The following is a 24,307-nucleotide window of genomic DNA, read 5'->3' as shown; positions in this document are numbered from 1 at the left end:
AAGAGGGAAGAGGGGCTAAACAGTTTTAATTAATGCTAAATTTACGCCCGTTGGCTAAAATTAGAAGAGTTTTTGTTAAAGGTGTTTTATGGCTGTTGGCAAGGATACAATTTTCGAGCGCTTTTTGTCGCCCCTGATGCGACTGGCGATCGACGAAGAAGCACTGAAACGACTCTACGAAGGTATCGACTGGGAAACAGCGGGCGATCGCTACCGACAACCCAACTTAGTTTATCCCGAATATTACAGCAGCCAAAACTTTCACGGCATTAAACACGGCTACCTCAACCCCAGTGCCGCCGTTTCCTACGATCCCATCACGCAATATGTTTTGCCTCCCCACGAAACAGTTGTCAGGCAAGGCTTAATTGACGCTGTGCGGGTGAAACCGCGCCGAATCATCGATTTGGGATGTGGCACCGGTTCGACAACGCTCATGCTCAAGCAAGCTTTTCCCGAAGCGGAAGTTGTCGGGCTGGACTTGTCGCCTTATATGCTGGTAGTTGCCGACATGAAAGCGCAAAAAGCCGGCTTAAATATCCAGTGGTTGCACGGAAATGCCGAAAGCGTTGCTTTTCCCGATGCCAGCTTCGATTTAGTCGCAGCTTCCTTGCTGTTTCACGAGACGCCACCTGCTGTATCGCGGGCAATTTTGCGAGAAAGCTTCCGACTGCTTAAGGTTGGGGGACAAGTGGCAATTTTGGACGGAAATCAAAAAACTTTGCGGCAGACAGAGTGGCTGACTGATATCTTTGAAGAGCCTTATATTAAGTCTTACGCGGCTGGCAGCCTTGATGCTTGGGCGGGGGCGGCTGGATTCGCGGCGGTGCAAACTCACGAACACTGGTGGGTGAATCAGGTGACGCAGGGCGTGAAACCTTTGCCTGGGGAAGATTTGGAACAGGTGCGGGTGGCGAGGGGGTGGAATTGGGGCGATCGAACTCCTGATTTTGATGGCGATTTACCGGGCATTCCAGCTCCGGCTTGATTTACAGAATCACTGCCGACTAAAATAACCACCGACTGGAAGTCGGGGCTACACAAACAAAGTCCGCCTTCGCGGACTGAATAATAACTAATAACTAATAACTCATAACTCCTAACTCCTAACTCCTAACTAATGACTCTAAAAGCTGTTTTATTTGATTTTAATGGCGTGATTGTTAATGACGAGCCAATTCACGAGAAAATCATCGATCAATTGATGCTCGATGAAAATCTCCAGCTCAAACGTGGGGAGTTTCGAGAAATTTGTTTGGGAAGGAGCGATCGCGCTTGCATTACCGAACTACTCAAGCGCCGGGGACGATATCTAACAGAAACATATCTCGATCGACTGCTGCAGCGCAAGGCCGAAGCTTACAAAGCTCAAATAGATACTTTGGAGAAACTGCCGATTTATCCCGGTTTGGCAGAATTTATTGACAAAATTCGGGCCGCCGGACTGAAAATGGCCGTAGTTAGCGGGGCAATGCGATCGGATATAGAATTGGTGTTAGATCGGGCCGGTTTGGCAGCAAACTTTGAGTTAATTGTCGCAGGCGACGACTTGACGGTGAGCAAACCAGCACCCGATGGCTATTTATTGGCTGTGGAACTTTTCAACCAGAAATATCCCGACTTTAACCTGCAACCGATCGAGTGTTTGGCGCTAGAAGATACTTTTGCGGGGATTGAAGCGGCGAAAAAAGCGGGGATTCAGGTTGCGGGTGTGACTCACACTTACCCGTTTCACATGATCCAGCGCCAAGCTAATTGGACGGTGGACTATTTTGCTGATTTAGAGTTGGATAGAGTGGCGGCACTTTGCTCGATCGCCCCCACTGAGCCGGCTGCGGAAAACACTTGACCTTTTTAGCAGTTACGTGCTAGTGTAAGTGACGGTCTGCGAACGTGAGAGCCAGCAAGACCTGTAAGCCTTTTAGATTCGGCAATCCGGCATCTAAAATGCTAAATTAAAACTCAATCAGGGGAATTAGCTCAGTTGGTAGAGCGCTGCGATCGCACCGCAGAGGCCAGCGGTTCGAGTCCGCTATTCTCCATAAATCAGGGGCATTTCTACAGGTGACGATCGTACTAAAAGCGAAGTGCGATCGTCACCTGCTTTGATACTCGCCTATGCAAGTGCGATCGACCCGTTTGCTGCCTAAGTTTTAGCATCAATAACCTGTCGAGAGCGAGAAACCCGCTTTCTATTTTGTGCGATCGACCCGGTTGCTGCCTAACTGGTAGCATCAATAAGATAATTTATGTAAAGAAATCCGGTTTCTAATTACACACTAATTGCTGAAAAGACGTATTTTGGTGTCTAAACCCGGTTTCCCCAAAAAATCGGGTAAGCCAGTGATCCCCACCCTGATGTCATCAGTCAATCTAAAATCTAACAAGGTATCACCCCGGTTTCTGCTGCAGTTGCCCTCAATCTCCACAAAACATTCATTTTCTCAAAAACAATAAGTTTTGTAGCTAAAAATACAACAGTCTGCTGAAGCGAGTCTTAATATCAAGTCGCTATGTGTTATTATTCTCAATCATCTGACTCATCTATTCAAGAGTAACAAGAAAAAATGACAAAGCGATTCGATCGGCGGAAATTTCTTTTATACGGTTCTGCTACCCTAACATCAAGTTTATTTCTAAAAGCTTGTAGAACACCCACTCCAACAGCAACTCCCGCAGCTTCTCCCACATCAACAGGAACTACACCAGCAGCAGCCGGGGGCGGAAACACGATCAAAGTAGGAATTTTGCATTCCTTGAGCGGCACGATGTCAATCAGCGAAAAAAGCGTTGTCGATGCCGAACAATTAGCGATCGAAGAAATCAATAAAGCTGGTGGCGTCCTCGGAAAACAAATCGAAGCAGTAATAGAAGATGGCAACTCAGACTGGCCGACTTTTGCCGAAAAAGCCAAAAAATTGATCGACCAAGATAAAGTTGTCACCGTCTTCGGATGCTGGACCTCCGCTAGCCGCAAAGCAGTATTGCCAGTATTTGAAGAAAAAAATCATATGCTCTGGTACCCCGTACAATACGAGGGTCAAGAGTGTTCCAAAAATATCTTTTATACTGGGGCTGCCCCGAACCAACAAATCGAACCCGCAGTGGACTGGCTGCTAGAAAATAAAGGCAAAAAATTCTTCTTAGTCGGGTCTGACTACGTTTTTCCCCGCACTGCAAATACAATTATCAAGGCACAGCTAGCAGCCAAAGGCGGCGAATTAGTTGGGGAAGACTACATCCCTTTGGGCGGGACAGAAGTCACGCCAATTATTAGTAAAATTAAGGCAGCTTTGCCAGACGGCGGCGTCATTTTTAATTCCCTCAACGGCGACAGCAACGTCGCATTTTTCAAACAGTTGCAGGGTGCAGGTTTGGGCCCGGACAAATATCCGTCAATGTCGGTCAGTATTGCAGAAGAAGAAGTAAAGGCGATCGGCGTAGAATATCTTAAAGGCCATTACGCCGCCTGGAATTACTTCATGACTGTGGAATCTCCAGCCAATACAAAATTTGTGGAAGCTTTCAAGGCAAAATACGGCAAAGATAGAGTGACCAATGACCCGATGGAAGCAGCTTATATCATGGTTTACCTGTGGAAGCAAGCTGTCGAGAAAGCAGGGACAGCCGACGATTTGGAAAAAGTACGGGCAGCAGCTTTGGGTCAAACCTTTGACGCGCCGGGGGGCACAGTAACGATGGATGTTAACCATCACCTTTCTAAATTTGTGCGCTTGGGCGAAGTGAGAGACGACGGTTTATTTAACATCGCTTTTGCTACACCAGAAGTAGTGAAACCGGTGCCTTGGAATCAATTTGTCGCTGAAACAAAAGGCTTTGCTTGCGATTGGTCAGACCCCGCAAAAGGTGGAAAATTCAAAGCTTGATAAGTAGGTAATACTAATTTTGTTAACGTTGGCAACGTATCTTCGATTTCCCTAGGGTGTGTCTTTAAACCCGGAGATCCCCCCGCCCCCCTTAATAAGGGGGGAGTAAGAGAATTCTTTCGTCAATCCCTACTCCCTTAATAAGGGGGAACTGGACTCTTCAAACTCCCCCTTATTAAGGGGGATTTAGGGGGATCGAGACTCGGCGACAAGCGAAATATACAGAGGGTTTTAGTTCTAAGTTGACACCAATTGGATAAAATCCGCCCCTAATTATCCGCGAACAAAGTTGACGGACTTGATGCAGGAGTAACAAAAGTGGCGATATTAGATGGTTTATTTAACGGCATTAGCATCGGCGCTGTTTTACTAATTGCAGCCCTGGGATTAGCGATTATTTTCGGGCTGATGGGCGTGATTAATATGGCTCATGGCGAGTTGATGATGCTGGGGGCTTATACAACTTTCGTAGTGCAAAATGTCTTCAAAGGAATCGGAGGATTTGCTTTTGAAACCTATATTTTATTTGCAATTCCCCTAGCTTTTTTAGTAGCTGCATTAGTAGGATTAATTCTCGAACGCGGAGTGATTCGCTATCTTTACGGGCGACCGCTAGAAACTCTGCTGGCAACTTGGGGCGTAAGCTTAATTTTGCAGCAGTTTGTCCGCAGCGTTAGTTGGGTGATGGTAATTGGGATTGCAGTGTTTTGTTTGCTGTTTTTTGGCGGTTTGTGGTTGCTGAAATCTCGCCTGGATTTCGATCGCATTCGTAACAAAATTATCGCCCTAATTTTGCCTTTATCTTTGGGTATTTCCTGGGCGGTGAGCGCCTTTTTAGGGCAAACTTACAAACTGGCAGTAACTCAACCTTGGTTTGGCGCTCAAAATGTGGACGTAACTGCACCGCAATGGTTGCGGGGTGGCATACCGCTGGGCAATTTTCAGTTGCCCTACGCCCGAATTTTTATTATTGTGCTGACAGGAATTTGTTTGGCGGGAATTTACCTATTTTTGCAAAAGTCTGTGTGGGGATTGCGGATTAGATCCGTGACACAAAATCGCAGCATGAGTGCGTGTTTGGGTATTCCTACCGAACAAGTAGACGCGCTGACTTTTGCTTTGGGTTCGGGGTTGGCTGGTGTCGCTGGGTGTGCGATTAGTTTGATTGGTTCGGTAGGGTCAAATACTGGACAAAATTATATAGTCGATACTTTTATGGTGGTGGTTGTGGGCGGTGTCGGCAAGATTGTGGGGAGTGTAGTTGCTGCGATCGCGATCGGCACTGCAAATTACCTGATCGGTTCTGGAACATTAGCATTAATGTTCGCTCCTGTCAAGCCTTTAGCCGACTTCTTCACATTTTTCGCCACAACCAGCATGGCAAAAGTAATGGTATTCGCCTTAATTATGGCTTTTCTGCAAGTGAAGCCGGGAGGGATTTTCCCGCAAAAAGGGCGGACGGTAGAAAATTAAAAATTACAACTGCGAGTGTAGCGAAAAATGCAGAAAACACATCAAAAACCCTGGCTAAAAGAAGCGATAATTGTCAGCGCGATCGCCCTCACATTCATCTTACTCATCCCAGGCATACTCCCCGATGTTCGGCTCAATCAATTGGGGCGATTTTTAGCACTAGCAATTGCAGCCCTCGGCATAGACTTGATTTGGGGATACACGGGTTTACTTAGTTTAGGGCATGGAGTGTTTTTTGCGATCGGCGGCTACGCTTTCGCCATGCACCTAAAACTGCAAATTCCCCCAACCGCCAGCAGTCAATTGCCAGAATTTATGAACCTCTACGGCGTTACCGAACTCCCCTGGTTTTGGCAACCATTTTATTCATTTCCCTTTTCAGCAGCAGCAATAGTTCTCATCCCCGCCATCTTGGGCGCACTTTTGGGTTATTTAGTATTCCGCAATCGAATTCGAGGCGTTTACTTTTCAATTCTTACCCAAGCAGCAACCATTGTATTTTTCAACTTCTTTAACGGTCAGCAAAAACTGATTAACGGCACCAACGGGCTCACCGACTTTAAAACCTTGTTCGGAGCCACAGTAAATGACCGAGATACTCAATATATTTTCTACATTCTCACCATACTATTTCTAGCAGCAACTTACGCCCTCTGCCGATGGCTGACCAGCGGGCGTTTCGGCCGCCTGTTAGTAGCAATTCGCGACGACGAAGTGCGCCTGCGTTTCTCAGGTTACAATCCCACAGGCTACAAAGTTTTAGTCTTTGCAATTTCCGCCGGTTTAGCCGGGATTGCAGGCGCATTATTTACCGTACAAACCGGAATTATTTCGCCAAAAGCAATGGATATTGCCTTTTCCATTGAAATGGTAATCTGGGTCGCAGTCGGAGGTCGCGCCACATTATCGGGAGCAATATTGGGAACACTGCTAGTCAACTTTGGCAAAAGTTTCTTGAGCGAACAATTCCCCGAAGTGTGGCTGTTTTTCCAAGGTGCGCTATTCCTCATAGTAGTCACAGTGCTGCCCGACGGCTTAGTCGGCTGGCTGCAACATCAAGGTTTCGGCCAAATCCGCAGGTTGTTCAGAAAACCGAAGTACGCATCTACTTACCCCAGCCTGGAACAAGACCCCCAAGTGCAGCTCGAAAAAGAAGAACTTGAACATTGAGTGCAAAAATATCGTGTAATTTATAAGTAGGCTGACATAAATAAATGTCACCTACAACAGACAAACAAAGCAATCGCCATAGACTTGGCAAACGCTGCATTTATCTCTGTCTGAGGAGACGCAATATATATGTCCACCTACTTAGATATCCGTAGCAAGTAGCTTCATTCTTTAAATTGAGGGGCAACATATGGCAGATATTATTGACTACAAAATTTACGGCGACGATTTGCAACTCATCGAGATTGAACTCGACCCTAGAGAAGGCGTCAGGGCTGAAGCTGGAACCATGACATACATGGAAGGCGACATCCAAATGCAAACATCCACAGGCGGCGGCTTATTTCAAGGTTTCAAACGAATGCTGACAGGAGAGGGTTTTTTCATTACCACCTTTGTCAACGCCGGAAATCGCAAGGCCCGCGTCGCTTTTGCCGCCCCCTATCCGGGTAAAGTAATTCCCCTAGATTTAGGCCAACTTGGCGGTAAATTTTTGTGTCAAAAAGACTCATTTCTCTGTGCGGCCAACGGCATTGAAATTGAGGTAGCTTTCACGAAGCGACTCGGTGCCGGTTTCTTTGGCGGAGAAGGTTTTATTCTGCAAAAATTGCAGGGTGACGGGCTAGCTTTTGTTCATGCGGGAGGAACAATAGTTGAGAAAAATTTGGGAGTTGGCGAAGTGTTGCGAGTAGACACCGGCTGTTTAGTAGCTTTTGCTTCCACAGTAGACTACGACATTCAATTTGTTGGCGGCTTTAGAAATGCTTTATTTGGAGGTGAAGGCTTGTTTTTGGCAAAGATGACTGGGCCTGGTAAAGTATATGTGCAAAGTTTGCCACTCTCGAAGTTAGCTGAACGCATTTTAGCTTCCACTCCACCTCCAATTTCGAGCAGTTCTAGCAGTTTTAGTTTAGAGTAAACTGCTAGCAAAAAGTAGTAAATATGGTGTCAGTAAAGGGCAAAAAATCTCCTTAATAAGGGAGAATATTTGCCTTCGGAACCTACAAGAGGTATGGGTTGTTGTTTATTGGTGAGTGAATTTTAACTATGAATGGAAAAGTATTAGAAATAGAAAACTTGACTGTTAGTTTTGATGGTTTTAAAGCCATAAACGGTTTAAATTTCAGCATGGATGCGGGCGAACTGCGAGTTATTATTGGGCCCAATGGTGCGGGGAAAACAACTTTTCTCGATTCCATTACCGGGAAGGTGCAGCCGACAGAGGGCAGGGTGTTATTTAAGGGACAAAATTTACGCAAGTTGTCGGAAGATAGGATTTCGCGCTTGGGAATTGGTCGCAAGTTTCAGACGCCGCGAGTTTACTTGAATTTAACGCCACGCGAAAATTTGGAATTGTCTTGCAGCCGCCATAAAAATGTTTTTTCGACTTTGTTCAAGCCTGCTTCTGCTGCTGAAAAACGCACGGTTGCGGGTTTGTTAGAAACAATTGGTTTAGTTGCTAAGGCTGATATTTCGGCTGGTTTGCTTTCTCACGGGGAAAAGCAATGGTTGGAAATTGGAATGTTGGTGGCTCAATCTCCTGATTTGTTGTTGGTAGATGAACCTGTGGCGGGTTTGACGGATGAGGAAACGATGTTAACTGGAGAGTTGCTGATTTCGTTGGCCGAAAGTCATTCGGTGTTGGTAATTGAACACGATATGGAGTTTGTGCGGCAAATTGCGCGGCAGGTGACGGTGTTGCATCAGGGTTCGGTTTTGTGTGAGGGGACTATGGATGAGGTGCAAAATGACGATCGGGTAATTGAGGTATATTTGGGCAAACCTGAAGAATAGTTATTAGTCAACAGTCAACAGTTAACAGTTAACAGTTAACAGTCAACCGTCAACCGTCAACAGTGAACAGTAAATAATTATGCTACAAGTTTCTAATTTGAATGTTTATTACGGCGAAAGTCACATTTTGCGCGATGTCGATTTAAGCGTCATGGCGGGGCAAATGGTTTGCTTGATCGGCCGCAATGGTGTGGGCAAAACTACTATGCTAAAAACGATTATGGGGTTGCTGCAACCGCGCAGTGGCACTATTGCTTTTGGCGGAGAATCTATTGCTTCTAAGTTGACTTACCAGCGGGCTAGATTAGGAATTGGTTATGTGCCTCAAGGGCGTGAAATTATTCCACGTTTGACGGTTAAAGAAAATTTATTGTTAGGTTTGGAAGCGAAACCAACCAAAACCAAAAATCCTGAAGTTCCTGATGAAATTTTTGAGTTATTTCCGGTTTTGAAAACTATGCTCGATCGCCTCGGAGGTGATTTGAGCGGGGGACAGCAGCAGCAGTTAGCTATTGCTAGGGCTTTGATGGGTGAGCCGCAGTTGCTGGTTTTGGATGAACCTACGGAGGGGATTCAGCCGTCGATTATTTTAGATATTGAAGCTGCGGTGCGCCGTGTGGTTGCGACTAGGGGAATTTCTGTTTTGTTGGTGGAGCAACATTTGCATTTTGTGCGGCAAGCTGACTGGTATTATGCTATGCAAAAAGGGGGGATTGTGGCTTCTGGAAGCACTAGCGAGTTAAGTGATGAGGTGATTCAGAGGTTTTTGGCTGTTTGAATAGAATTGAAGGAAGGCACGACACGGATTTTGACGATAACAGCGAGCACCTCAAAGAGCAAGAAGGGCAAGCGTTTAGATTTGAAAAATGGCTTATTCGTCTGGGTTCGCTTGGTATTCTGCGATCGCAGTTTGGATTTCCTCGGCGGAGACATTTGCTTGTTCTGATTTCGAGTAAATCAGGTGTAAAACAACTTGAGTCGGTGATTCAACTTGATAAATCAAGCGATAACCGCCGCTCTTACCAACTTGGGAATCACTGTTTTTAGCCCGGACTTTGTAAACGGTGTATTGAGTCCCTGTAATCTGGTTTCCTATGAAGTTTCCTTGGATAAGCTCATCAAGGACTGGCTGAATATCGGTTTGAATTTGGCGATACTTTTTAGCGAGTCCTTTGAGGCGACGTTTGAAAAGTACCGTGAATGTGACTTGGACTGACATATCAGACATTGATACCGTCCCAGAGTTCCGATATGGGAAAGGTTTGTCCCGCTTTGGCTTGGTGGAGGGAGGCTTTCAGATCGGCGATGATTTGCTCGTTGGAGTCGGTATCTGAGTCAAAATCTGAGTCGAAGTCTGGGGCGATCGCGGATTGTGTCCGACTGGTCAAAAATTCCAGAAATGCCAGCGTTTGCTCTAAAAGTGGCTCAGGAGTCCGTTCGATCGCTTCGAGAAGGCGTTGTTTAATCGGCGACATAAGACTACCTCTATTATTAATTATTTTTCCTGCCGTCTGGCATTGTGGTGCCGGCCATACTTGCTCGATCGATAGTAGCGCCATCTATATTAGCATTGCGGAGGTTGGCATCGGAAAGATTGGCATCTCTCAAGTCGGAAAATCGTAGGTCTGCACCGTCTAGATTTGTCTTTGTCAAGTTAGCTTTTCTGAGGTTAGCGTTGCTGATTCTCGCTCCTACTAATTCGGCTCCGCTTAAGTTTGTGCGAGCTAGATTGGTGTTGACAAAATCTGATATCTCGAAGCGACTACCGCTGAGGTTGGCATCTGATAAATCTGATCCTGTAAGGATGGGATTTTTTAAGTTAATGTTAACTAATTTTACGGCTCGGAGGTCGCAGCGGGAGCAGCTTTGAGTTAGCAGCAGCGTTTCGACGTTGGCGTTGATTTGGTCGATTTGTTGCTGGGAGAAATTTTCGGCAAATTCTGGGGAGACGTAGCCGAGGTTTTTGGGGTCGGCTGGTTTTGGTTGGGGTGTTTGTATTGGGGGTGTTTGGATTTGTTGGGGTGTTTGTATTGGTTGGGGTGTTTGTGGTTGGGGTGTTGGGATTGTTTGGGGTGTTGGGATTGGTTGGGGTGTTGGGATTGTTTGGGGTGTTGGGATTGGTTGGGGTGTTTCTATTTGCCCGATCGCACTTAGTTGCAGCCCCACCTTCGGCAGTTCCAGAGTTCCTGCAAAAATTAGTAGGGCGATCGACATTATTGTGAGTTTTTTCATAAATCTATAACTTTTTGTTTGCAAAAATACCATTTATATGGTATAATACATCGAAAAGTGAACTCTCTACATTTCGCTAAATAGATCAAAATTCAGATAAAAAACTTCGGAACCATCAGGTGCGCGAATTAACTTTTCTATTACCGGAGGAAGTTGCTGTTGACGGTACAATTCCGGAATCTCGCAGAAGCTTTCTTCGGTAATTTCCAAAATTTTTGGCATATCAGGAAGAGGAATTCCCAACCGATCACTTTTATTTAAGGTACAAATAATCAGGTATTTGCACTCAGCAATGCTCGGACTGCGGGGAAATATTTTGGATAAATTAATTATGGTAATCAGTTCTTCTTGATGCCGCAGTAAACTATTACCGTTAGGTAAAAGGCCGTAGGCCTTAAAGTTTTTAACAATGCGCTCCACTCGTTCAATAGGAACAGCATAGTAAATATTTCCTAGTTCAAAGGAAACAATTTTTTTAGGGGCAATTCTAACAGTGGCTTGTTTCTTGCTCCGAAAGCGGCGATTGTAATTGGTGTGAGTCATTCGATTTTAGATTTTAGATTTTAGATTATTCGATTGAAGATTATTGGATTTTAGATTTTAGATTATTGATTTTATCTCAACTCCCTTGGCATCTGAATTATTCATCTCTCTCTTCCCTTTCTCTGTATCCTCTGCGTCCTCTGCGGTTTAATCATTCCGATATAACCGGAATTGATATTAGGTTTTAGATTGAAAAATATTAGATTTTAGTAGGTGATTCGGCTGCGTAGCTTACCACTAAAATTCGCGCGTTCAATTACTTTTTACCTAAGTTTTGTGGGAGATTAGGGATTATTTGAGTGGAGATTTGAGATTTTGGCTTAAATTATTGAGTGGTGGATTAATTTGGGGATAGCTTGTAAAAGTTGGGCTTCGCTGTAAGGTTTGGTGAAGTATTGATTTGCGCCTAATTCCATTGCCATTTGCCGATGTTTTTCCCCGCTACGGGATGTCAGCATGGCTACAGGAATCTTAGCAAACCGCTGGGTTGATCTGATCGATCGCAACAATTCAAATCCATCCATCCGGGGCATTTCAATATCCACGATCGCCAAACTGCAATCAAGACCATTTTGCAACTTTTCCAGGGCATCCACACCGTCTTTAGCTTGTACTACCCGGTAGCGAGCACGAGTCAGCGTCAGAGACAGCAACTGGCGAATTGTATAGGAATCATCCACTACCAAAATCTGCGGTGACTGACTCGCACTCACCGGTATCTCCTGCACTTTACCGGAAATAGCGGCGATCGAACTATTTACCACAGGTTGACCCACCAAATCATCCACATCCAGAATATTCACCACGCGCCCGTCCCCCAAAATCGTAGTCCCCAAAACGCCGCGAGGTTTCGATAGAGGCGGTGGCAAAGGTTTAACCACAATTTCCTGCTGACCAATCAGCCGTTCCACGGCCACCGCCAGCATTCCTTCGGTAGAAGCCAAAACCAGGACAGGAATTTCCTCTTGGGTCAAAGGGTCAGGAGAGGGGGCATCCGGCGGAAGGACGCTGTATTCGAGCAAATCTTGCATTCTCACCAAACGAATAAATTCCTCCCGCCACCACAACATCGGCTGATTGCCGGCAATGTGAACTTCCGAGGCTTTAATGTGCAGAATTTCCTCGACTGCATCCAGCGGCACTGCTATTTTATTGTGATCTGTCTTCACCATCAAAGCATCAGTAATCGACAGCAGCAGTGGCAGTTTAATGATAAAACTCGTACCTTTTCCCAGGCGAGAGTCTACCTTCACAGTCCCCCGCACAGTCCGCAAATTTGTTCGCACCACGTCGAGCCCCACTCCCCGCCCCGAAAGGTCGCTGACCCCTTCTGTAGTGCTGAAACCCGGCCAAAACAGAAAATCGTAGAGTTCGGCAATGGAAAATTCTTGAGCTTGTTCCTCCGTAGCCAAACCCTTTGTAACAATTTTACGGCGAATCATTTCCGGGTCAATGCCTTTGCCGTCATCGGCGACAGTAATAATAGTTTGGCCGCCTTGGTGGCGGGCTTCTATTTCTATTTGACCGCTGGCCGGCTTGCCGCTTGCTTTCCGAACTTCGGGCATTTCGATGCCGTGGTCGAAAGCGTTTCTCACTAAGTGTATTAAGGGGTCGCGCAAAGCATCGAGCAAACTTTCGTCAATTTTGGTATCTCTTCCCACTAGCAGCAAGTTGACATCCTTATCGTATGTGAGACACATCTCCCGCAGGGCTCTGGGCAAGTGATCGACGGCGCGACTGAAACTCACGACTCGCAACTGCATGACGCGGCTGCGTAGTTGTTCGGTAATGCGGCGCAGTTGGTCGGTACTGCGCTCGAATTTCATGGCTAAGGTGTCTAATTTGGTGGCGGAGTGAGAAATTGCTTGGGCAGTTTCGATGACTTCTGCGGCTGTCGAGTGGAACTCTGTATAACGATCCATCTCTAAGATATCGAAGTGAGCATGAACCGGAGAGGATTTGCCGTTAGCAATCATGGGCAATTCTGTTTCTGCTGCTGCAAGTTGTACCAATCCAGAGTTCCCGTTTCCCCCTCTCCACTCTGCAAAGCTCAGTCTGTCGTATTCTTCTCGCAACTGACCGCCGAATTGGTTCAAATCTACGATATTGCGGCGGATGCGCTTGACTTCGCCGCGCAGTTCGGATTCTTGAAGTTCTAAATTTGTACGGTTGATGACTAATTCCCCGACTAGATTCACCAATTCAGTTAAGCGTTCTAAGTCTACCCGGATTGTCGGCCTTTGCGGGTTGGCGACTGGGAGAGTCGGGGAGGGGGGGACAGTTGGGGATGGGGATGGGGAAATTTCCGGGGGAGTCGGGGAGTCGGAGAGTTGGGGGGAGTCGGGGGGAGTTGGGGAGGGGGAGATTTCCGGGGGAGTCGGGGATGGGGAGATTTCCGGGGGAGTCGGGGAGGGGGAGATTTCCGGGGGAGTCGGGGAGGGGGAGATTTCGGGGATGTCGATCGCCCTTCCTTCCAATATTTGTTGGCGTGCGGTTTGCAAGTTTTGGGCGATCGCCCAACCCTCGGATTGCAACCGTTGTAGAGTCAAGTCAGGAGAGTCGATCAAAGTGCTGAGGGCTGCGGCGACTTTCGCAAAATCCGGCAATTGCAGCATTCCAGCCAAACCGGAGAGTTGGTAGTAAACCTGCTTGAGGGCGGTGACGCTTGTTGCCAAATCTGCCTCGGAAGCTTGGGAAAGCTCGGTTTCTAGGCGATTGAAGAGTGCCGGCACTTGCTGTTCAAAAATCAGTTTCAGGGTGTCGGGGGCGGGCGATTGGCTGGCTGCGGGGACTGGCGACTGTTCTGACTTGCCGTACTTGGCCTGGAACTGGGCGAAAATTTGGGCGATCGCCTCCAAGTTTTCCGTTTGATCCGGAGTTGTGACATCGGAGTGTTGAACTGATTCGATCGTAATCTTTTTGAGAGCATCCACCCCCTGCAGCAAAACACTCACAGTAGTCGGTTCCAGGGCCGCCAAGTCTGTGCGATCGCGCAAAATGACAAAACAGTCCTCCAGCGTGTGAGCCGCCGCCGATACGTTTTGAAAGCCCAACATCGAACCCGCACCTTTAATCGAGTGCGCCGCCCGAAACATTTCTTTAACTGCCGCTTGTCGCTCTTTCAAACCCGCAGCTTCCATCGCCAGCAGATTCGTCTCCATTGACTGGAGAAACTCTTCGCATTCTGCGGTAAAAGCATCTATTAATTCGTTTAAATCGTCATCATTCATATGAGCGGCTAAGATAAGCGGCTAGTTGTTTTTAACTCTTACCGATAACCTCGGTTCTTTGCTAATCGTTTGAACTCAAGGAATTTTCTAAGGAATTTTCTTTCGTTATTTCCGATCCCAAGCCAAGTTGTTGCCGCACTGCTTGCAATGATTTTCCTCTTTTTGCCTTCGGGCTATCGCTTGGAGGTGGCACATCGTCAGCCGAAATAACTGGTTTTTTTAGAGCAGCAAGGAGTTGGTTTAATTCTTCTTGAAGTTCTTCCACTGATTCTCCAAAAGGTGCGGTTTCTTTTTCAGAGCAGGCTGCGATCGCACCCTTATCGTCATAATACACCGTGCGAATTGTGTACCCGCCATCCTCAAAAAATACTCGATAATCCCAGTTCATCATAGTTCTTCCTCTTCTCCTTGAAATATGTATCTATTCCCCTGCTTGCCAGCTATGCGCTCTATGCTGACAATTTTAACTTGCTTGTCAACGTTGTACAAAATGCGATATACACCCAATCTCAATTCCCATTCTGCTGTATTATTTGGACGCAGGGCTTTCCGGTTGCGCGTCTCGGTAGTGGGTTCATAACAAAGGTTAGCCTCAATCCCGTCAACAATTACATTTTGTTCGTGTTTCTTAAACCACTGCAAATCCTCAATCGCTTGGTCTGTAAACTCAATCTCAAACACGATAGCCACAACCTAAAAGTATTTCAAATACTCAGCCATCTTACCATTCATCATCGCACACTGCCACAATACCCAGAACCCCGACTTCTTCAATAAGTCGGGGTTCTAAAATTACGAACGGAAATTCGCCACCGACTTTTGCAATTGGCCCAGAGAACCAGACAACTCGTCCAAAGATGCTTTGACATCCGCACCTTTTTGTGCGGTCGTATTCGCAATCTCGTTGACTTGCTGCATACTGTTAGCAATTCCCTCAGCCGAAACAGTTTGCTTGGCAGATGCGCTAGTAATATTCTGTACCAAAGCATTCATTTCTCGACTAACTTCGATGATGGCATTGAGGTGAGTTTTAGCTTCGCTTGCTAGCTTAGTGCCTTCCACTACCTCCAGCGTCCCCGATTCCATTGCCTTCATCACGCGGCTGATTTCTTCTTGAATTGTACCGACAATTTCCGAGATTTCCTCAGTAGCGCCGGCGGATCTTTCTGCTAATTTCCGCACTTCTTCGGCAACAACTGCAAAGCCTAAACCTTGTTCGCCGGCTCGCGCCGCCTCAATAGTAGCATTCAGAGCTAATAAATTAGTTTGCGAAGCAAGTTGAGAAATCGAAGTCACAATTTTGCCAATTTGCTGCGAAGATTCGCCCAAACGCTTCATCATTTTCGAGGTAGAGGCGATCGTCAACCGCAGCCCGTTAATACCTTCGACAGCTCGATCGACCGCCATACCGCCGACTTCAGCCGTTTGAGAAGACTGCTGAGCCACTGTTTCCGCCCGCACCGAAACATCTCGCACGTCGCGGATTGAATTCACAATCCGCTCGATTTCGCGCATGATGGCAGATATTTTTGCTGCTTGAATTTCCGCCTGTTGGGTGAGTTGACTGGTATTGTTAATTGACTCGTCGGTGGCAGATGTTACCTGTTCGGCTAAAGTTTGAATTCCCGTTACCACTTTCCGCAGAGAACCGATTAAGAAGTTGAAAGAGTCGGCGACAGCACCTAAAACGTCGTTAGTCACTTCCGCCCTGACTGTCAAGTCGCCTTGAGCCGCGCCTTTAATTTCTCCCAATAATTTAAGGACTTGCTGCGTCAGAGAATCAGCTTCAGCTTTACGTTCTGCTGCCAATTTTCCTAGTCGTTCTTCTGCCTCTTTGCGCTCGGTAATGTCAAAGCGAATGGCGATATATTTGACTATTGTGCCGCTGGTATCAAAAATGGGGGATATCGTCGAATCTACCCAGTAAAACCCTCCATCTTTGCGTCGGTTTTTAATTTCCCCTTTCCACACCAAACCGCGAGAAAGTGTCACCCACATTTCTTCAAAAAATGATTTGGGATGGTAGCCGGAATTGACGAGGCGGTGGTTGCGGTGCAGGAGTTCTCCCATGCTGTAACCAGAGATTTCAATGAATCTGTCGTTGACGTAGGTAATCATGCCTTGGACATCTGTTTCGCTGACGATCGCCGATTCGTCTAGGGCATTTTGCCGCGTTTTGAGTTCTTGCAGCAAGCGTTCCTGTGCCTCGGCCAACTGCTGCATTCGCTGCTGGGATGCTCTTTGTTCTGTGACGTTGCGGCAAACGACTACGCCGCCTTTAAGGGCCCCCGTTTCGTCTTTGAGCGGCCGGCCGTTAATTTTCACCCACAGGCCTTCTGGCTTGCCTGCGTGGCGGGTGAAAAGGTCTACGTCGTCAACGGCTTCTCCTCGAACCGTGCGCGCTAAAGGTATTTCGGCTGGGGGGTAGGGAGTTACCGTATCGGGCAAGAATAAACCATATTTTGCCGACCATTCGTTGAGAACAGCATCTGTCGCACCCATGCCAAAGATATCTTCGGCGGCGGGGTTGAACAAAAGAAAATTGCCTTTTTCGTCGGCAGCAATTATGCCGTCGCCAATGCTGTCTATTAGCAATTGCAAGAGATTGCTTTGCTGGCGAAATTGGTCTTCGGAACTGGCTAATTGAGCTGTTGTTTTTTCCAGTTGCACCATCGCCTGTTTGCTTTCGGTAACGTCGCGAGCGACTGCATACATGAGCTTTTGTTCGGTTTCAGGTCGCACTTTCCACGACAACCACCTGTAGGAACCGTCTTTGCAGCGGTAGCGATTTTCAAAGAACTTTAATTCGATGCCCTCGTTTACTCTTTTTGCTGCGGCTAAGCTTTCTTCGCGATCGTCTGGATGGAGGAAATTGAGAAAAGATTGGTCTTGCACTTCTTCTAGGGTGTAGCCGAGGGTTTTTTCCCAAGCGGGATTGAGGCGCTTGAATCTGCCTTCAAAATCTAAAGTACAAACCAAGTCTAGGGAAAGGGTAAAAAATCGATCGCGCTCTTCTTCTGCTTTTTTGCGATCGGTAATTTCGATCGCCACAGCCCCGATACCGATCGGTTTGCCGTCAGGGCCGGGCAAAGGAAAGTATGACGCCAGCCAATCTCGCAGGATGCCCGGTTCGTTGAAGAATGATCCCGATACCTCAACGTTTAACAACGGTTGGTTGGTGGCGAGAATCTGCTGCAACATCGGCACTTGGGTATCGCTCATTTCGGGCATAACTTCCCTCACCGTCTTACCGAAGTGTTCGGCAACTGAGACGCCGGTGGTTGCCGCTAATTTCTCGTTGACTTGCACGAAGCGCAACTGCTCGTCAAAAATACACATTGAGGTGGGGGCGGCTGTGAAAAATGCGTCAAAGCGGCTTTGACGCAAAACTAATTCTCGTTCTAGGGCTTTGCGATCGCTGATGTCGCGGCCTTCTGGAATTAGCATCAAGACTTTGCCACTGTCGTCTGTGATGGGTTTGATGGAGAAGTCAACGGTAGCCACTGCACCGTTGGCAACCAGCACATCCACTTCGTAACGGACTACCTCGCCGGCCGCGGCAAGGGCGATCGCTTCTTGTATCTGTTGCTTGGTTTCCGGGGAAATCTGCCACCACAGGGTTTCGGAAAACGGAGTGCCTATTATTTCTTCGCTCCGCAGGCCTGCGGCGGCCAAGGCTGTTTGGTTGGCTTCCAAAACGGTGCCGTCCGGTTTGAGCAGACCTATGAATTGGAAAGATTGGTCGAAAATCGCTCGGAAGAGTCTTTCACGATCGCGCAGCATCTCTTCTGCACGTTTGCGATCGGTGATGTCGCGAGTAACTGTAGCTAGCCCCATAGGCTCGCCGGTTTCAGGGTTTTTGACGGTAAATAAGGTGAAGTCAACCGGAAAGTTTTCGCCGGTTTGAAAGTTCCTCAAGCGGAATTCACCCTGCCAAAAACCGTCTCGCACAGTAGCCGGCAGGATTTCTTCTTTGAAGATCTTAACATCTTCTGCTGAGAAAAATTCATAAACAGTTTTGCTTTTTACTTCTTCAATATTTGGCAATCCTGCTAGTTTCATTCCAGCAGCATTCAGGTATGTTGCCTCTCCCTCCAGGGTGGCCGTGCCGATAAAATCCGAGCTGCTTTCTACGATCGAAATCAATCTTTGCTTTTCGATTTCTGCTTGTTTGCGATCCGTGATGTCGTTGTTAGTTTCTAAAATTGCTTTGGGCTTTCCCTGTTCGTCTCGCTGCAAATTCCAGCGGCTGAATACGGTGATTTTGGTGTCATAATTGGTGGTATGAATTACTTCTCCTTCCCAATAATCCTGCTCTTCTAACTGTGCCGAAATGGCTGCTAATGACTGGGAAAAAATGGTGTGCAAGAGAGTATGGGTGACTTTCCCCAAGGCTGCTTTTTTTGTCCAGCCATACATCCGTTCGGCTCCCTGACTCCAATAATTAATCGTGCCGTCCATATCCCGAACGATCAAGGCGTCGCTGGCAAGGTCAAGCATTTGCAAGTTCTGCTGCAATGCTTCTTCTGCGCGCTTGCGTTCTGTAATGTTGCGGGCGATCGTTGAGACAAATTCAACTTCTGAATTCTCGGATTTGTGGGCAACAATTACTTGAGAAACTGGTATTTCTTCGCCGTCTAAACTCTGCCAAACAGTCTCGCCACTCCACGCCCCGTCCCGGCAAGCTGCGGGGATGCCGACTTTCACAATAGTGTCGATACTTTTGGGGGATGTCAGGTCAGAAATGCTGATTCCGGTTAAATCTCCGTCGTCGGCAACTCCCAACATTTCTCTAGCTGCGCGGTTGAGATAAATGGCGCGCTGTTGGGTGTCGGCTATGCCTACCCAGTCTGTTGTTGTTTCTAAAATTGCTTTGAACCGCAATAGTTCTTTTTCCGATTTGCGACGCTCTGTGATGTCGCGCGCCATGCCGAGCATTCCTAAAATATTGCCTTCTGCATCTTTGAGGGGCAATTTCTGGGTGTCGAAGTTGTGTACTTTACCGTCGGCTAAGGTGGCTAAGTCGTTGGAACCGACGGCGAGGTGGTTGCCGGCCCGGAAGTTTTGGATTTGGTTCTCGGAATCGGTTTGGGCGTGGAAGTTGGGGAAGATGCGATCGACCGATATGCCGATTTCTGCGTCGTCTTTGCCGATAATTTCTGCTTGAGTTTTGCCGAAGGCGGCGGCGAAACCTGCATTGACTAGGGTGTAGCGCAAGTTTCGATCTTTGACAAAAATGCAGTCTGGCGTAGCGTCAATGACTGTACGCAGCAAGTTTTGGGAGCTTTCTGCTTCTGCCAGTGTCTGCCGCAGTTGTTCTTCCATTTGCACGCGATTGGTGATATCTCTAATCGCGGAAACGAGAAATTGTCTGCCGTCGGCATCTACAAAGGTAGATTTTTTTGCGGAGACAAAGCGGGTGTTTCCTGCTGGGTCTGTGATGGTTTTTTGAATTTCGGTGCTGGTATTGGTCGAGAAAACTAATTCGTCTTTTTCTCGATATTTCTCTGCTTCCTGTTTGGACAAGAACAGGTCGTAGGATTTGCCAATTAGTTCTTCTCGGCTGTGATTTATGTATTGACAAAAGGCATCGTTTAATATTATCCATCGGTGCTCTTGGTCTTTGACGTAAATCGGGTCGGGGATGCTGTTGAGGATGTTGTTTAAGAATTGTTCTGAGGCTTTTAATTGCTCTTGGACTGCGGTGCGCTCGCGAATTTCCTGTTCCAATTGTGCGTTAGTTTGCAGGATCTGCTCGGTTCTTTCATTCACTCGCTCCTCTAGTTCTGCGGTTAGCTGCTGCAATGCGGCTTCTGCCTGTTTGCGCTGGGTAATGTCGCGGCCTTCGGCGAGGATTTGAAATACTTCTCCTGTTTTATTTAACAGCGGCTTAAACGACACATCCATTACTGTCACCTGGTTGTTGAATCCGGTGATTTCGTATTCTTCCCGGACAAACTTGCCCGCCGAGACTTGTTTAATGTTTGTTTTTAGGCGCTGCTGGTTGGTTGGAGATGATACCCACCAAGGTGTCACCCAAAATTTCAGCCCCAGCACTTCTGATGCTTGCAAATCGCCCAATTCTAGCGATGTCTGATTTGCTTCGATCACAGTACCGTCTGGCTCCAATAATGTGATCGCTTGAAAAGCTTGGTCGAAGATTGCATGAAATTGCTGGGTAGTTTCGCTCAGTGCTTGTTCTGTTTCTTTTTTAGAGTTAAGGATTTGGGTGGAACCTACTAAGAAGTCGTAGCGGTTGGACAAACTCAAAAAAGCGAGCGCCGGAATTACAGTTATCCAATCCCACACTGTTTGCGCCACCGGAGAGTGCGGCAGTCCTAGGTATTCGGCGGCGTGGCCGCTGTGACCGAAAGCGCAGCTCCAAAATATGCCTGCTGTGACTGTGGCGAAGATGTCGAACCCGAATTGACGGTTTCGCCACAAACCTAAGCTGATTAACCAGGCGATGGCAAAGTAACACGCACAAATGATGCAATTAGCAGCCGCAGCTAGCACTGATTGGGAGAAGTCAGGCAACGTCAGGGTGAAAGTCGTTGCGATCCAGGTATAGAGAATTTTGATCATAAAATTAAGGATGGGCAAATCGGATGCCGGCGATCGTTAGTTAATATTATTGATGCACAGCCGTTGCAGACTTATCTGTATTGTTGATTCTTACCAGCGTTCGGAATGGGCGATCGCTTCTACATCGACAATCATTAGCAAGCGTCCTTCGGAATTGTACAGACCTTTTAAGAATGGAGCTAGGTCGGGACTGACATCTAGTGCTGAGACAATGCGATCGGGATTGAGAGGTAAAACTCCTTCGACGCGGGAGACGGCTAATCCTAGGCGCATTTTCGACAACAATCTCACGTCTCGTGGATCAGGCGCTTCTACCACTAAGATGCGGCTGTTTGGGTGGTAGGTGTCAACCGACTCAATACCGACAAACAGTCCGAAGTCTGCTGCTGCTAAGATTTCGCCCCGCAAGTTGGTTAATCCCAGCAAAAATGGCTGGGTATTGGGAACCAGGGAAATTGGTTGTTCCTTGAGTGAAAGGACTTCCCGCACTGCCTCTAACTCTATGCCGAACAGACTGCCTCCTTGAGCGAACAGGAGAAATTGCTTTGTTCCACTTGTCTGATGCCCCCCAGCAGGGGGAGCCGTTGTTTTCATGGTTTATTTTTAGTTTATAGTGTAGCTTATCAATTAGAATTTTGCTTTGACCCTAAAGCCGATCGCCGATCGAGTTTTTCAGCATCACTTTGGATGCCTCCAATATTTCCCTTAAATAAATCGCAACTGGGCAAATAAGCAGGTTTCTATCATTAAACATAAACTTTTATGGAAGTCAAAAACCCAGTTAATTAAAAAAAAACGGGGTTTGTCGGTATAATGTTTTTTGAGAAGCGGCCGAGCACTTTATATTCGGTTTACGCTGAAAGCAAGCGCTGCACTATGTGGACGAGTTGCTGAGGTTCAAAGGGTTTGCTGACGTAAGCGTCGGCCCCTAAATCAGTTCCCCAAGCTTTATCGATCTCGGTGTTTTTATGAGTACAAAATACTACGGGCAATTTGGCAGTTGTGCGATCGCCCCGCAATTCTCTGATCACTTCAAACCCGTTCATTCGTGGCATCACTACATCTAAAACGACCAAAGCCGGAGGGGTTTTGCGGATCATGGCGATCGCTTCTTCGCCGTCGCCTGCCCGGATCACATCCAGTCCGGCATCTTGAAGAATGCGGCAGATGATTTCTAGTTCGCTCTTAACGTCGTCCACCACTAAAATTTTTGACATAATTCCACACTTCCTTGCTGTTATTGACAGCGGACTACGTTTATTCAGAAGCTGGCGCGACCGGCGGCGATGGGACTATACCGGTTTGCGGACAAATTAATGTACTTCCAAATACAATATAGCCGATCGTATGGCTGAAGGTTGGCGGTCAGGGATAAAAAGCGATAAAAATTTACTTTACTAACGGAATCGCTCTGAATAAATTAATCGGCAATTAGTAATTTATTCTTGGTAATTCGCTGTTGGTTTTTCACCATATCTTAGTATAGCAATCCTTACTGGAGTAGGATTTTTACCTCACATTACCCTCCCCGAACCTGCGAGGAGGGAGTAATAAATTTACCAATAATTTAGGATGGCAATATAAGGATATATTCGCAGAAAAAGCCGTATTTTCTACTTTTATTTAGCTTTTTTTAAACAACTTTGTTTTGACAAATGCCGAAAGAGTGCTAAAGAAATTATTTAGTTGTCGCCACAAACAAAGTAAAAAATAGCTATAACGGTGCGACTTTGCGGACAAAAAAGGTTTTCATCAGGTAAGCTACAGCACTACTTCACTGAGCCAGCACTAATTTTTTATTAATTATACAAGTCAACTTTAAGTATTGTAGCAATGATATTTAAAAAAATTGGTTCTTTGTGATTTATAATTGCGTCGCAAACTCATATCAATTTAGGTAGCATCGGAATAGTAAAACCACGTCAACAGCCAACAATCTAATTCATCTGCGTTAATCTGTGTTTATCTGCCTGTATCTGCGGTAAAAAAAAGATAACTTATTCACCGCAGATGACAAGAGATTGACGCTGATTCACGCAGATGAAAAGAATAGAGATAGGAATAATTCCGATGTTAACAGATTTGATATCAATGGGCCGCGCGACAGTCCCATTTTACCCAGTAGAGGAGTGTTGGGTTCACCAAAACTGCTGCCAGCAGGCGATCGCCATCCTTGAGCTTGATTGTGGGCCCAGCCGAAAAGACTGCTGCCAGATGCGGTCAATCGATTTTAGATTTTAGATTTTAGATTTTAGATTTGAAGAAGCGCTCCCACTGATAAATCCGGGGGCTGGTGATGAGCAGTCGGAGATTTTTTTTCGCTTCACGGATGAATCCGGGGGCCCCGGACGACATTGCTTGATTGTCAAATTAGTCGGAGAGAGAGAGAGACGGCGATCGGCTATAATAAAGGGCTAGAGGAAAAGAACACCGAAAACCCGAAAATATGGTTGCCATCCAAAGAAATCTCAACATTGCCGCGCTAGAAGCAGAATACAGTCAAAAAACACCGCGAGACATTCTCAAATTTGCCCTAGAAAATTTTGACAATATCTCCATTTCTTTCAGCGGGGCTGAAGATGTAGTTCTGATCGATCTTGCCTCAAAAATTACCAAAAATTTCCGCGTTTTCACCCTAGACACCGGACGATTACACTCGGAAACTTATCAGTTTTTGGATCAAGTCAGAAAACATTACGGCATTAAATTAGAAGTAATGTTTCCCGATGCAGCAGAAGTACAAGCCCTAGTAGAAGAAAAGGGATTGTTTAGTTTTTATCAAGACGGTCACAAAGAATGCTGTGGCGTGCGGAAAGTCAAGCCGCTGCGCCGCAAATTGAATACTCTCGATGCTTGGATTACCGGTCAGCGGAAAGACCAAAGTCCCAGTACCCGCAACGGTATTCCGGTTATTGAAGTTGACACTGCATTCTCAACTCCTGACCATGAATTAATTAAGTTCAACCCCTTAGCAAACTGGTCTTCGGCAGAGGTTTGGGAATACATTCGCGCTTTGGATGTCCCTTACAACAAGTTGCACGAACGCGGTTTTGTAAGTATTGGTTGCGAACCTTGTACGAAGCCAGTATTGCCGAACCAACACGAACGCGAAGGTCGCTGGTGGTGGGAAGAAGCGACCGTAAAAGAATGCGGTTTGCACGCTGGAAACGCACAAACATAGTTTAAATCACTTAGTAGTAAGGTGCGCCTAGCGCACCTTAGCCAAGAATAAATGCACTTCACAACATAAATAGTAGCGGAAGAATTCGCAATTAAAATAAACAAAAGTTACGCTGAGCTTGCCCTTGAACTTTGATATAATGCTCGACATTAAGAATAAATAGTAGCGGAAGAATTCGCAATTAAAATAAACACAAATTACGCTGAGCTTGC

Annotated in this window: 20 protein-coding genes and 1 tRNA gene; 10 read left to right on the top strand and 11 right to left on the bottom strand. The window is 46.6% G+C overall.

Going from position 1 to position 24,307, the window contains the following annotated elements:
* Nucleotides 1–88 precede the first annotated feature (88 nt).
* From QUA83_RS04580 to QUA83_RS04570, 3 genes are all read left to right on the top strand, one after another.
* Nucleotides 89–988: a methyltransferase domain-containing protein gene (locus QUA83_RS04580; RefSeq protein ID WP_333291849.1), complete on the top strand. Its 900-nt coding sequence runs from the start codon at nt 89–91 to the stop codon at nt 986–988.
* Nucleotides 989–1,120: 132 nt separating this feature from the next.
* A complete protein-coding gene (locus QUA83_RS04575; RefSeq protein WP_333291847.1) occupies nt 1,121–1,849 on the top strand; it encodes an HAD family phosphatase in 729 nt (242 codons plus the stop codon).
* Nucleotides 1,850–1,969: 120 nt separating this feature from the next.
* Nucleotides 1,970–2,042, top strand: a tRNA-Ala gene (locus QUA83_RS04570).
* 34 nt (nt 2,043–2,076) lie between these two features.
* On the opposite strand, the gene QUA83_RS04565 is transcribed toward QUA83_RS04570, so the two are convergent.
* Nucleotides 2,077–2,235, bottom strand: a complete 159-nt coding sequence (locus QUA83_RS04565) for a hypothetical protein (RefSeq protein WP_333291845.1) — start codon at nt 2,233–2,235, stop codon at nt 2,077–2,079.
* A gap of 332 nt (nt 2,236–2,567) precedes the next feature.
* Between QUA83_RS04565 and urtA the strand changes: the two genes are divergently transcribed.
* The 6 genes from urtA to urtE all read left to right on the top strand — a co-directional run bounded on the left by urtA (nt 2,568) and on the right by urtE (nt 9,102).
* Complete coding sequence (gene urtA, locus QUA83_RS04560; protein WP_333291844.1) at nt 2,568–3,887, top strand: urea ABC transporter substrate-binding protein; 1,320 nt, start codon at nt 2,568–2,570, stop codon at nt 3,885–3,887.
* A 318-nt stretch (nt 3,888–4,205) separates the two neighbouring features.
* Nucleotides 4,206–5,360: an ABC transporter permease subunit gene (locus tag QUA83_RS04555; protein ID WP_333291842.1), complete on the top strand. Its 1,155-nt coding sequence runs from the start codon at nt 4,206–4,208 to the stop codon at nt 5,358–5,360.
* A gap of 27 nt (nt 5,361–5,387) precedes the next feature.
* Nucleotides 5,388–6,530 carry an urea ABC transporter permease subunit UrtC gene (gene urtC / locus QUA83_RS04550; RefSeq protein WP_333291840.1) on the top strand — a complete coding sequence of 381 codons (1,143 nt, stop codon included), beginning with the start codon at nt 5,388–5,390 and terminating at the stop codon, nt 6,528–6,530.
* A 190-nt stretch (nt 6,531–6,720) separates the two neighbouring features.
* On the top strand, nt 6,721–7,449 hold the full coding sequence (locus QUA83_RS04545) for a TIGR00266 family protein (RefSeq protein ID WP_333291838.1): 729 nt from the start codon (nt 6,721–6,723) through the stop codon (nt 7,447–7,449).
* A gap of 128 nt (nt 7,450–7,577) precedes the next feature.
* Nucleotides 7,578–8,324 carry an urea ABC transporter ATP-binding protein UrtD gene (urtD, locus tag QUA83_RS04540; protein ID WP_333291837.1) on the top strand — a complete coding sequence of 249 codons (747 nt, stop codon included), beginning with the start codon at nt 7,578–7,580 and terminating at the stop codon, nt 8,322–8,324.
* A gap of 79 nt (nt 8,325–8,403) precedes the next feature.
* The gene (gene urtE, locus QUA83_RS04535; RefSeq protein WP_333244135.1) at nt 8,404–9,102 is read left to right on the top strand and encodes an urea ABC transporter ATP-binding subunit UrtE; all 699 of its coding nucleotides are present in this window, start codon (nt 8,404–8,406) and stop codon (nt 9,100–9,102) included.
* A gap of 93 nt (nt 9,103–9,195) precedes the next feature.
* On the opposite strand, the gene QUA83_RS04530 is transcribed toward urtE, so the two are convergent.
* The 10 genes from QUA83_RS04530 to QUA83_RS04485 all read right to left on the bottom strand — a co-directional run bounded on the left by QUA83_RS04530 (nt 9,196) and on the right by QUA83_RS04485 (nt 22,131).
* Nucleotides 9,196–9,543, bottom strand: a complete 348-nt coding sequence (locus tag QUA83_RS04530) for a type II toxin-antitoxin system mRNA interferase toxin, RelE/StbE family (protein ID WP_333048285.1) — start codon at nt 9,541–9,543, stop codon at nt 9,196–9,198.
* 1 nt (nt 9,544) lies between these two features.
* Nucleotides 9,545–9,799 (bottom strand): hypothetical protein, encoded by a 255-nt coding sequence (locus QUA83_RS04525; protein WP_333291834.1) that lies wholly within the window; start codon nt 9,797–9,799, stop codon nt 9,545–9,547.
* A gap of 16 nt (nt 9,800–9,815) precedes the next feature.
* Entirely contained in the window at nt 9,816–10,556 is a 741-nt protein-coding gene (locus tag QUA83_RS04520) for a pentapeptide repeat-containing protein (protein ID WP_333291833.1), read from the bottom strand.
* A gap of 66 nt (nt 10,557–10,622) precedes the next feature.
* A complete protein-coding gene (locus QUA83_RS04515; RefSeq protein WP_333291831.1) occupies nt 10,623–11,099 on the bottom strand; it encodes a chemotaxis protein CheW in 477 nt (158 codons plus the stop codon).
* Nucleotides 11,100–11,419: 320 nt separating this feature from the next.
* Nucleotides 11,420–14,329 carry a hybrid sensor histidine kinase/response regulator gene (locus QUA83_RS04510; protein ID WP_333291829.1) on the bottom strand — a complete coding sequence of 970 codons (2,910 nt, stop codon included), beginning with the start codon at nt 14,327–14,329 and terminating at the stop codon, nt 11,420–11,422.
* Nucleotides 14,330–14,390: 61 nt separating this feature from the next.
* The gene (locus QUA83_RS04505; protein WP_333291827.1) at nt 14,391–14,720 is read right to left on the bottom strand and encodes a hypothetical protein; all 330 of its coding nucleotides are present in this window, start codon (nt 14,718–14,720) and stop codon (nt 14,391–14,393) included.
* Entirely contained in the window at nt 14,717–15,019 is a 303-nt protein-coding gene (locus QUA83_RS04500) for a type II toxin-antitoxin system RelE/ParE family toxin (protein ID WP_333291825.1), read from the bottom strand. Before QUA83_RS04500 ends, QUA83_RS04505 begins: the two co-directional genes overlap by 4 nt.
* A 102-nt stretch (nt 15,020–15,121) precedes the next feature.
* The gene (locus QUA83_RS04495; protein WP_333291824.1) at nt 15,122–20,914 is read right to left on the bottom strand and encodes a PAS domain S-box protein; all 5,793 of its coding nucleotides are present in this window, start codon (nt 20,912–20,914) and stop codon (nt 15,122–15,124) included.
* Nucleotides 20,915–21,004: 90 nt separating this feature from the next.
* Nucleotides 21,005–21,508 (bottom strand): chemotaxis protein CheW, encoded by a 504-nt coding sequence (locus QUA83_RS04490; RefSeq protein WP_333291822.1) that lies wholly within the window; start codon nt 21,506–21,508, stop codon nt 21,005–21,007.
* Nucleotides 21,509–21,765: 257 nt separating this feature from the next.
* Nucleotides 21,766–22,131 carry a response regulator gene (locus QUA83_RS04485; protein WP_333080153.1) on the bottom strand — a complete coding sequence of 122 codons (366 nt, stop codon included), beginning with the start codon at nt 22,129–22,131 and terminating at the stop codon, nt 21,766–21,768.
* A gap of 1,229 nt (nt 22,132–23,360) precedes the next feature.
* Between QUA83_RS04485 and QUA83_RS04480 the strand changes: the two genes are divergently transcribed.
* Nucleotides 23,361–24,095: a phosphoadenylyl-sulfate reductase gene (locus QUA83_RS04480; protein ID WP_333181642.1), complete on the top strand. Its 735-nt coding sequence runs from the start codon at nt 23,361–23,363 to the stop codon at nt 24,093–24,095.
* The last annotated feature ends 212 nt before the right edge of the window (nt 24,096–24,307 follow it).

Origin of the sequence: Microcoleus sp. K1-B1, from assembly GCF_036704705.1 — a bacterium.
Taxonomy (GTDB): Bacteria; Cyanobacteriota; Cyanobacteriia; order Cyanobacteriales; family Microcoleaceae; genus Microcoleus.
The sequence above is the reverse complement of the archived record's forward strand: the minus strand, read 5'-3'. Positions and strand labels throughout refer to the sequence as shown.

What these genes read in the sequence shown, in the direction of transcription:
- QUA83_RS04580 (WP_333291849.1), top strand. Translation starts at nt 89, where the DNA reads ATGGCTGTTGGCAAGGATACAATTTTCGAGCGCTTTTTGTCGCCCCTG.
- QUA83_RS04575 (WP_333291847.1), top strand. Translation starts at nt 1,121, where the DNA reads ATGACTCTAAAAGCTGTTTTATTTGATTTTAATGGCGTGATTGTTAAT.
- QUA83_RS04565 (WP_333291845.1), bottom strand. Translation starts at nt 2,235, where the DNA reads ATGCTACCAGTTAGGCAGCAACCGGGTCGATCGCACAAAATAGAAAGC.
- urtA (WP_333291844.1), top strand. Translation starts at nt 2,568, where the DNA reads ATGACAAAGCGATTCGATCGGCGGAAATTTCTTTTATACGGTTCTGCT.
- urtC (WP_333291840.1), top strand. Translation starts at nt 5,388, where the DNA reads ATGCAGAAAACACATCAAAAACCCTGGCTAAAAGAAGCGATAATTGTC.
- QUA83_RS04545 (WP_333291838.1), top strand. Translation starts at nt 6,721, where the DNA reads ATGGCAGATATTATTGACTACAAAATTTACGGCGACGATTTGCAACTC.
- urtD (WP_333291837.1), top strand. Translation starts at nt 7,578, where the DNA reads ATGAATGGAAAAGTATTAGAAATAGAAAACTTGACTGTTAGTTTTGAT.
- urtE (WP_333244135.1), top strand. Translation starts at nt 8,404, where the DNA reads ATGCTACAAGTTTCTAATTTGAATGTTTATTACGGCGAAAGTCACATT.
- QUA83_RS04530 (WP_333048285.1), bottom strand. Translation starts at nt 9,543, where the DNA reads ATGTCAGTCCAAGTCACATTCACGGTACTTTTCAAACGTCGCCTCAAA.
- QUA83_RS04525 (WP_333291834.1), bottom strand. Translation starts at nt 9,799, where the DNA reads ATGTCGCCGATTAAACAACGCCTTCTCGAAGCGATCGAACGGACTCCT.
- QUA83_RS04520 (WP_333291833.1), bottom strand. Translation starts at nt 10,556, where the DNA reads ATGAAAAAACTCACAATAATGTCGATCGCCCTACTAATTTTTGCAGGA.
- QUA83_RS04515 (WP_333291831.1), bottom strand. Translation starts at nt 11,099, where the DNA reads ATGACTCACACCAATTACAATCGCCGCTTTCGGAGCAAGAAACAAGCC.
- QUA83_RS04510 (WP_333291829.1), bottom strand. Translation starts at nt 14,329, where the DNA reads ATGAATGATGACGATTTAAACGAATTAATAGATGCTTTTACCGCAGAA.
- QUA83_RS04505 (WP_333291827.1), bottom strand. Translation starts at nt 14,720, where the DNA reads ATGATGAACTGGGATTATCGAGTATTTTTTGAGGATGGCGGGTACACA.
- QUA83_RS04495 (WP_333291824.1), bottom strand. Translation starts at nt 20,914, where the DNA reads ATGATCAAAATTCTCTATACCTGGATCGCAACGACTTTCACCCTGACG.
- QUA83_RS04490 (WP_333291822.1), bottom strand. Translation starts at nt 21,508, where the DNA reads ATGAAAACAACGGCTCCCCCTGCTGGGGGGCATCAGACAAGTGGAACA.
- QUA83_RS04485 (WP_333080153.1), bottom strand. Translation starts at nt 22,131, where the DNA reads ATGTCAAAAATTTTAGTGGTGGACGACGTTAAGAGCGAACTAGAAATC.
- QUA83_RS04480 (WP_333181642.1), top strand. Translation starts at nt 23,361, where the DNA reads ATGGTTGCCATCCAAAGAAATCTCAACATTGCCGCGCTAGAAGCAGAA.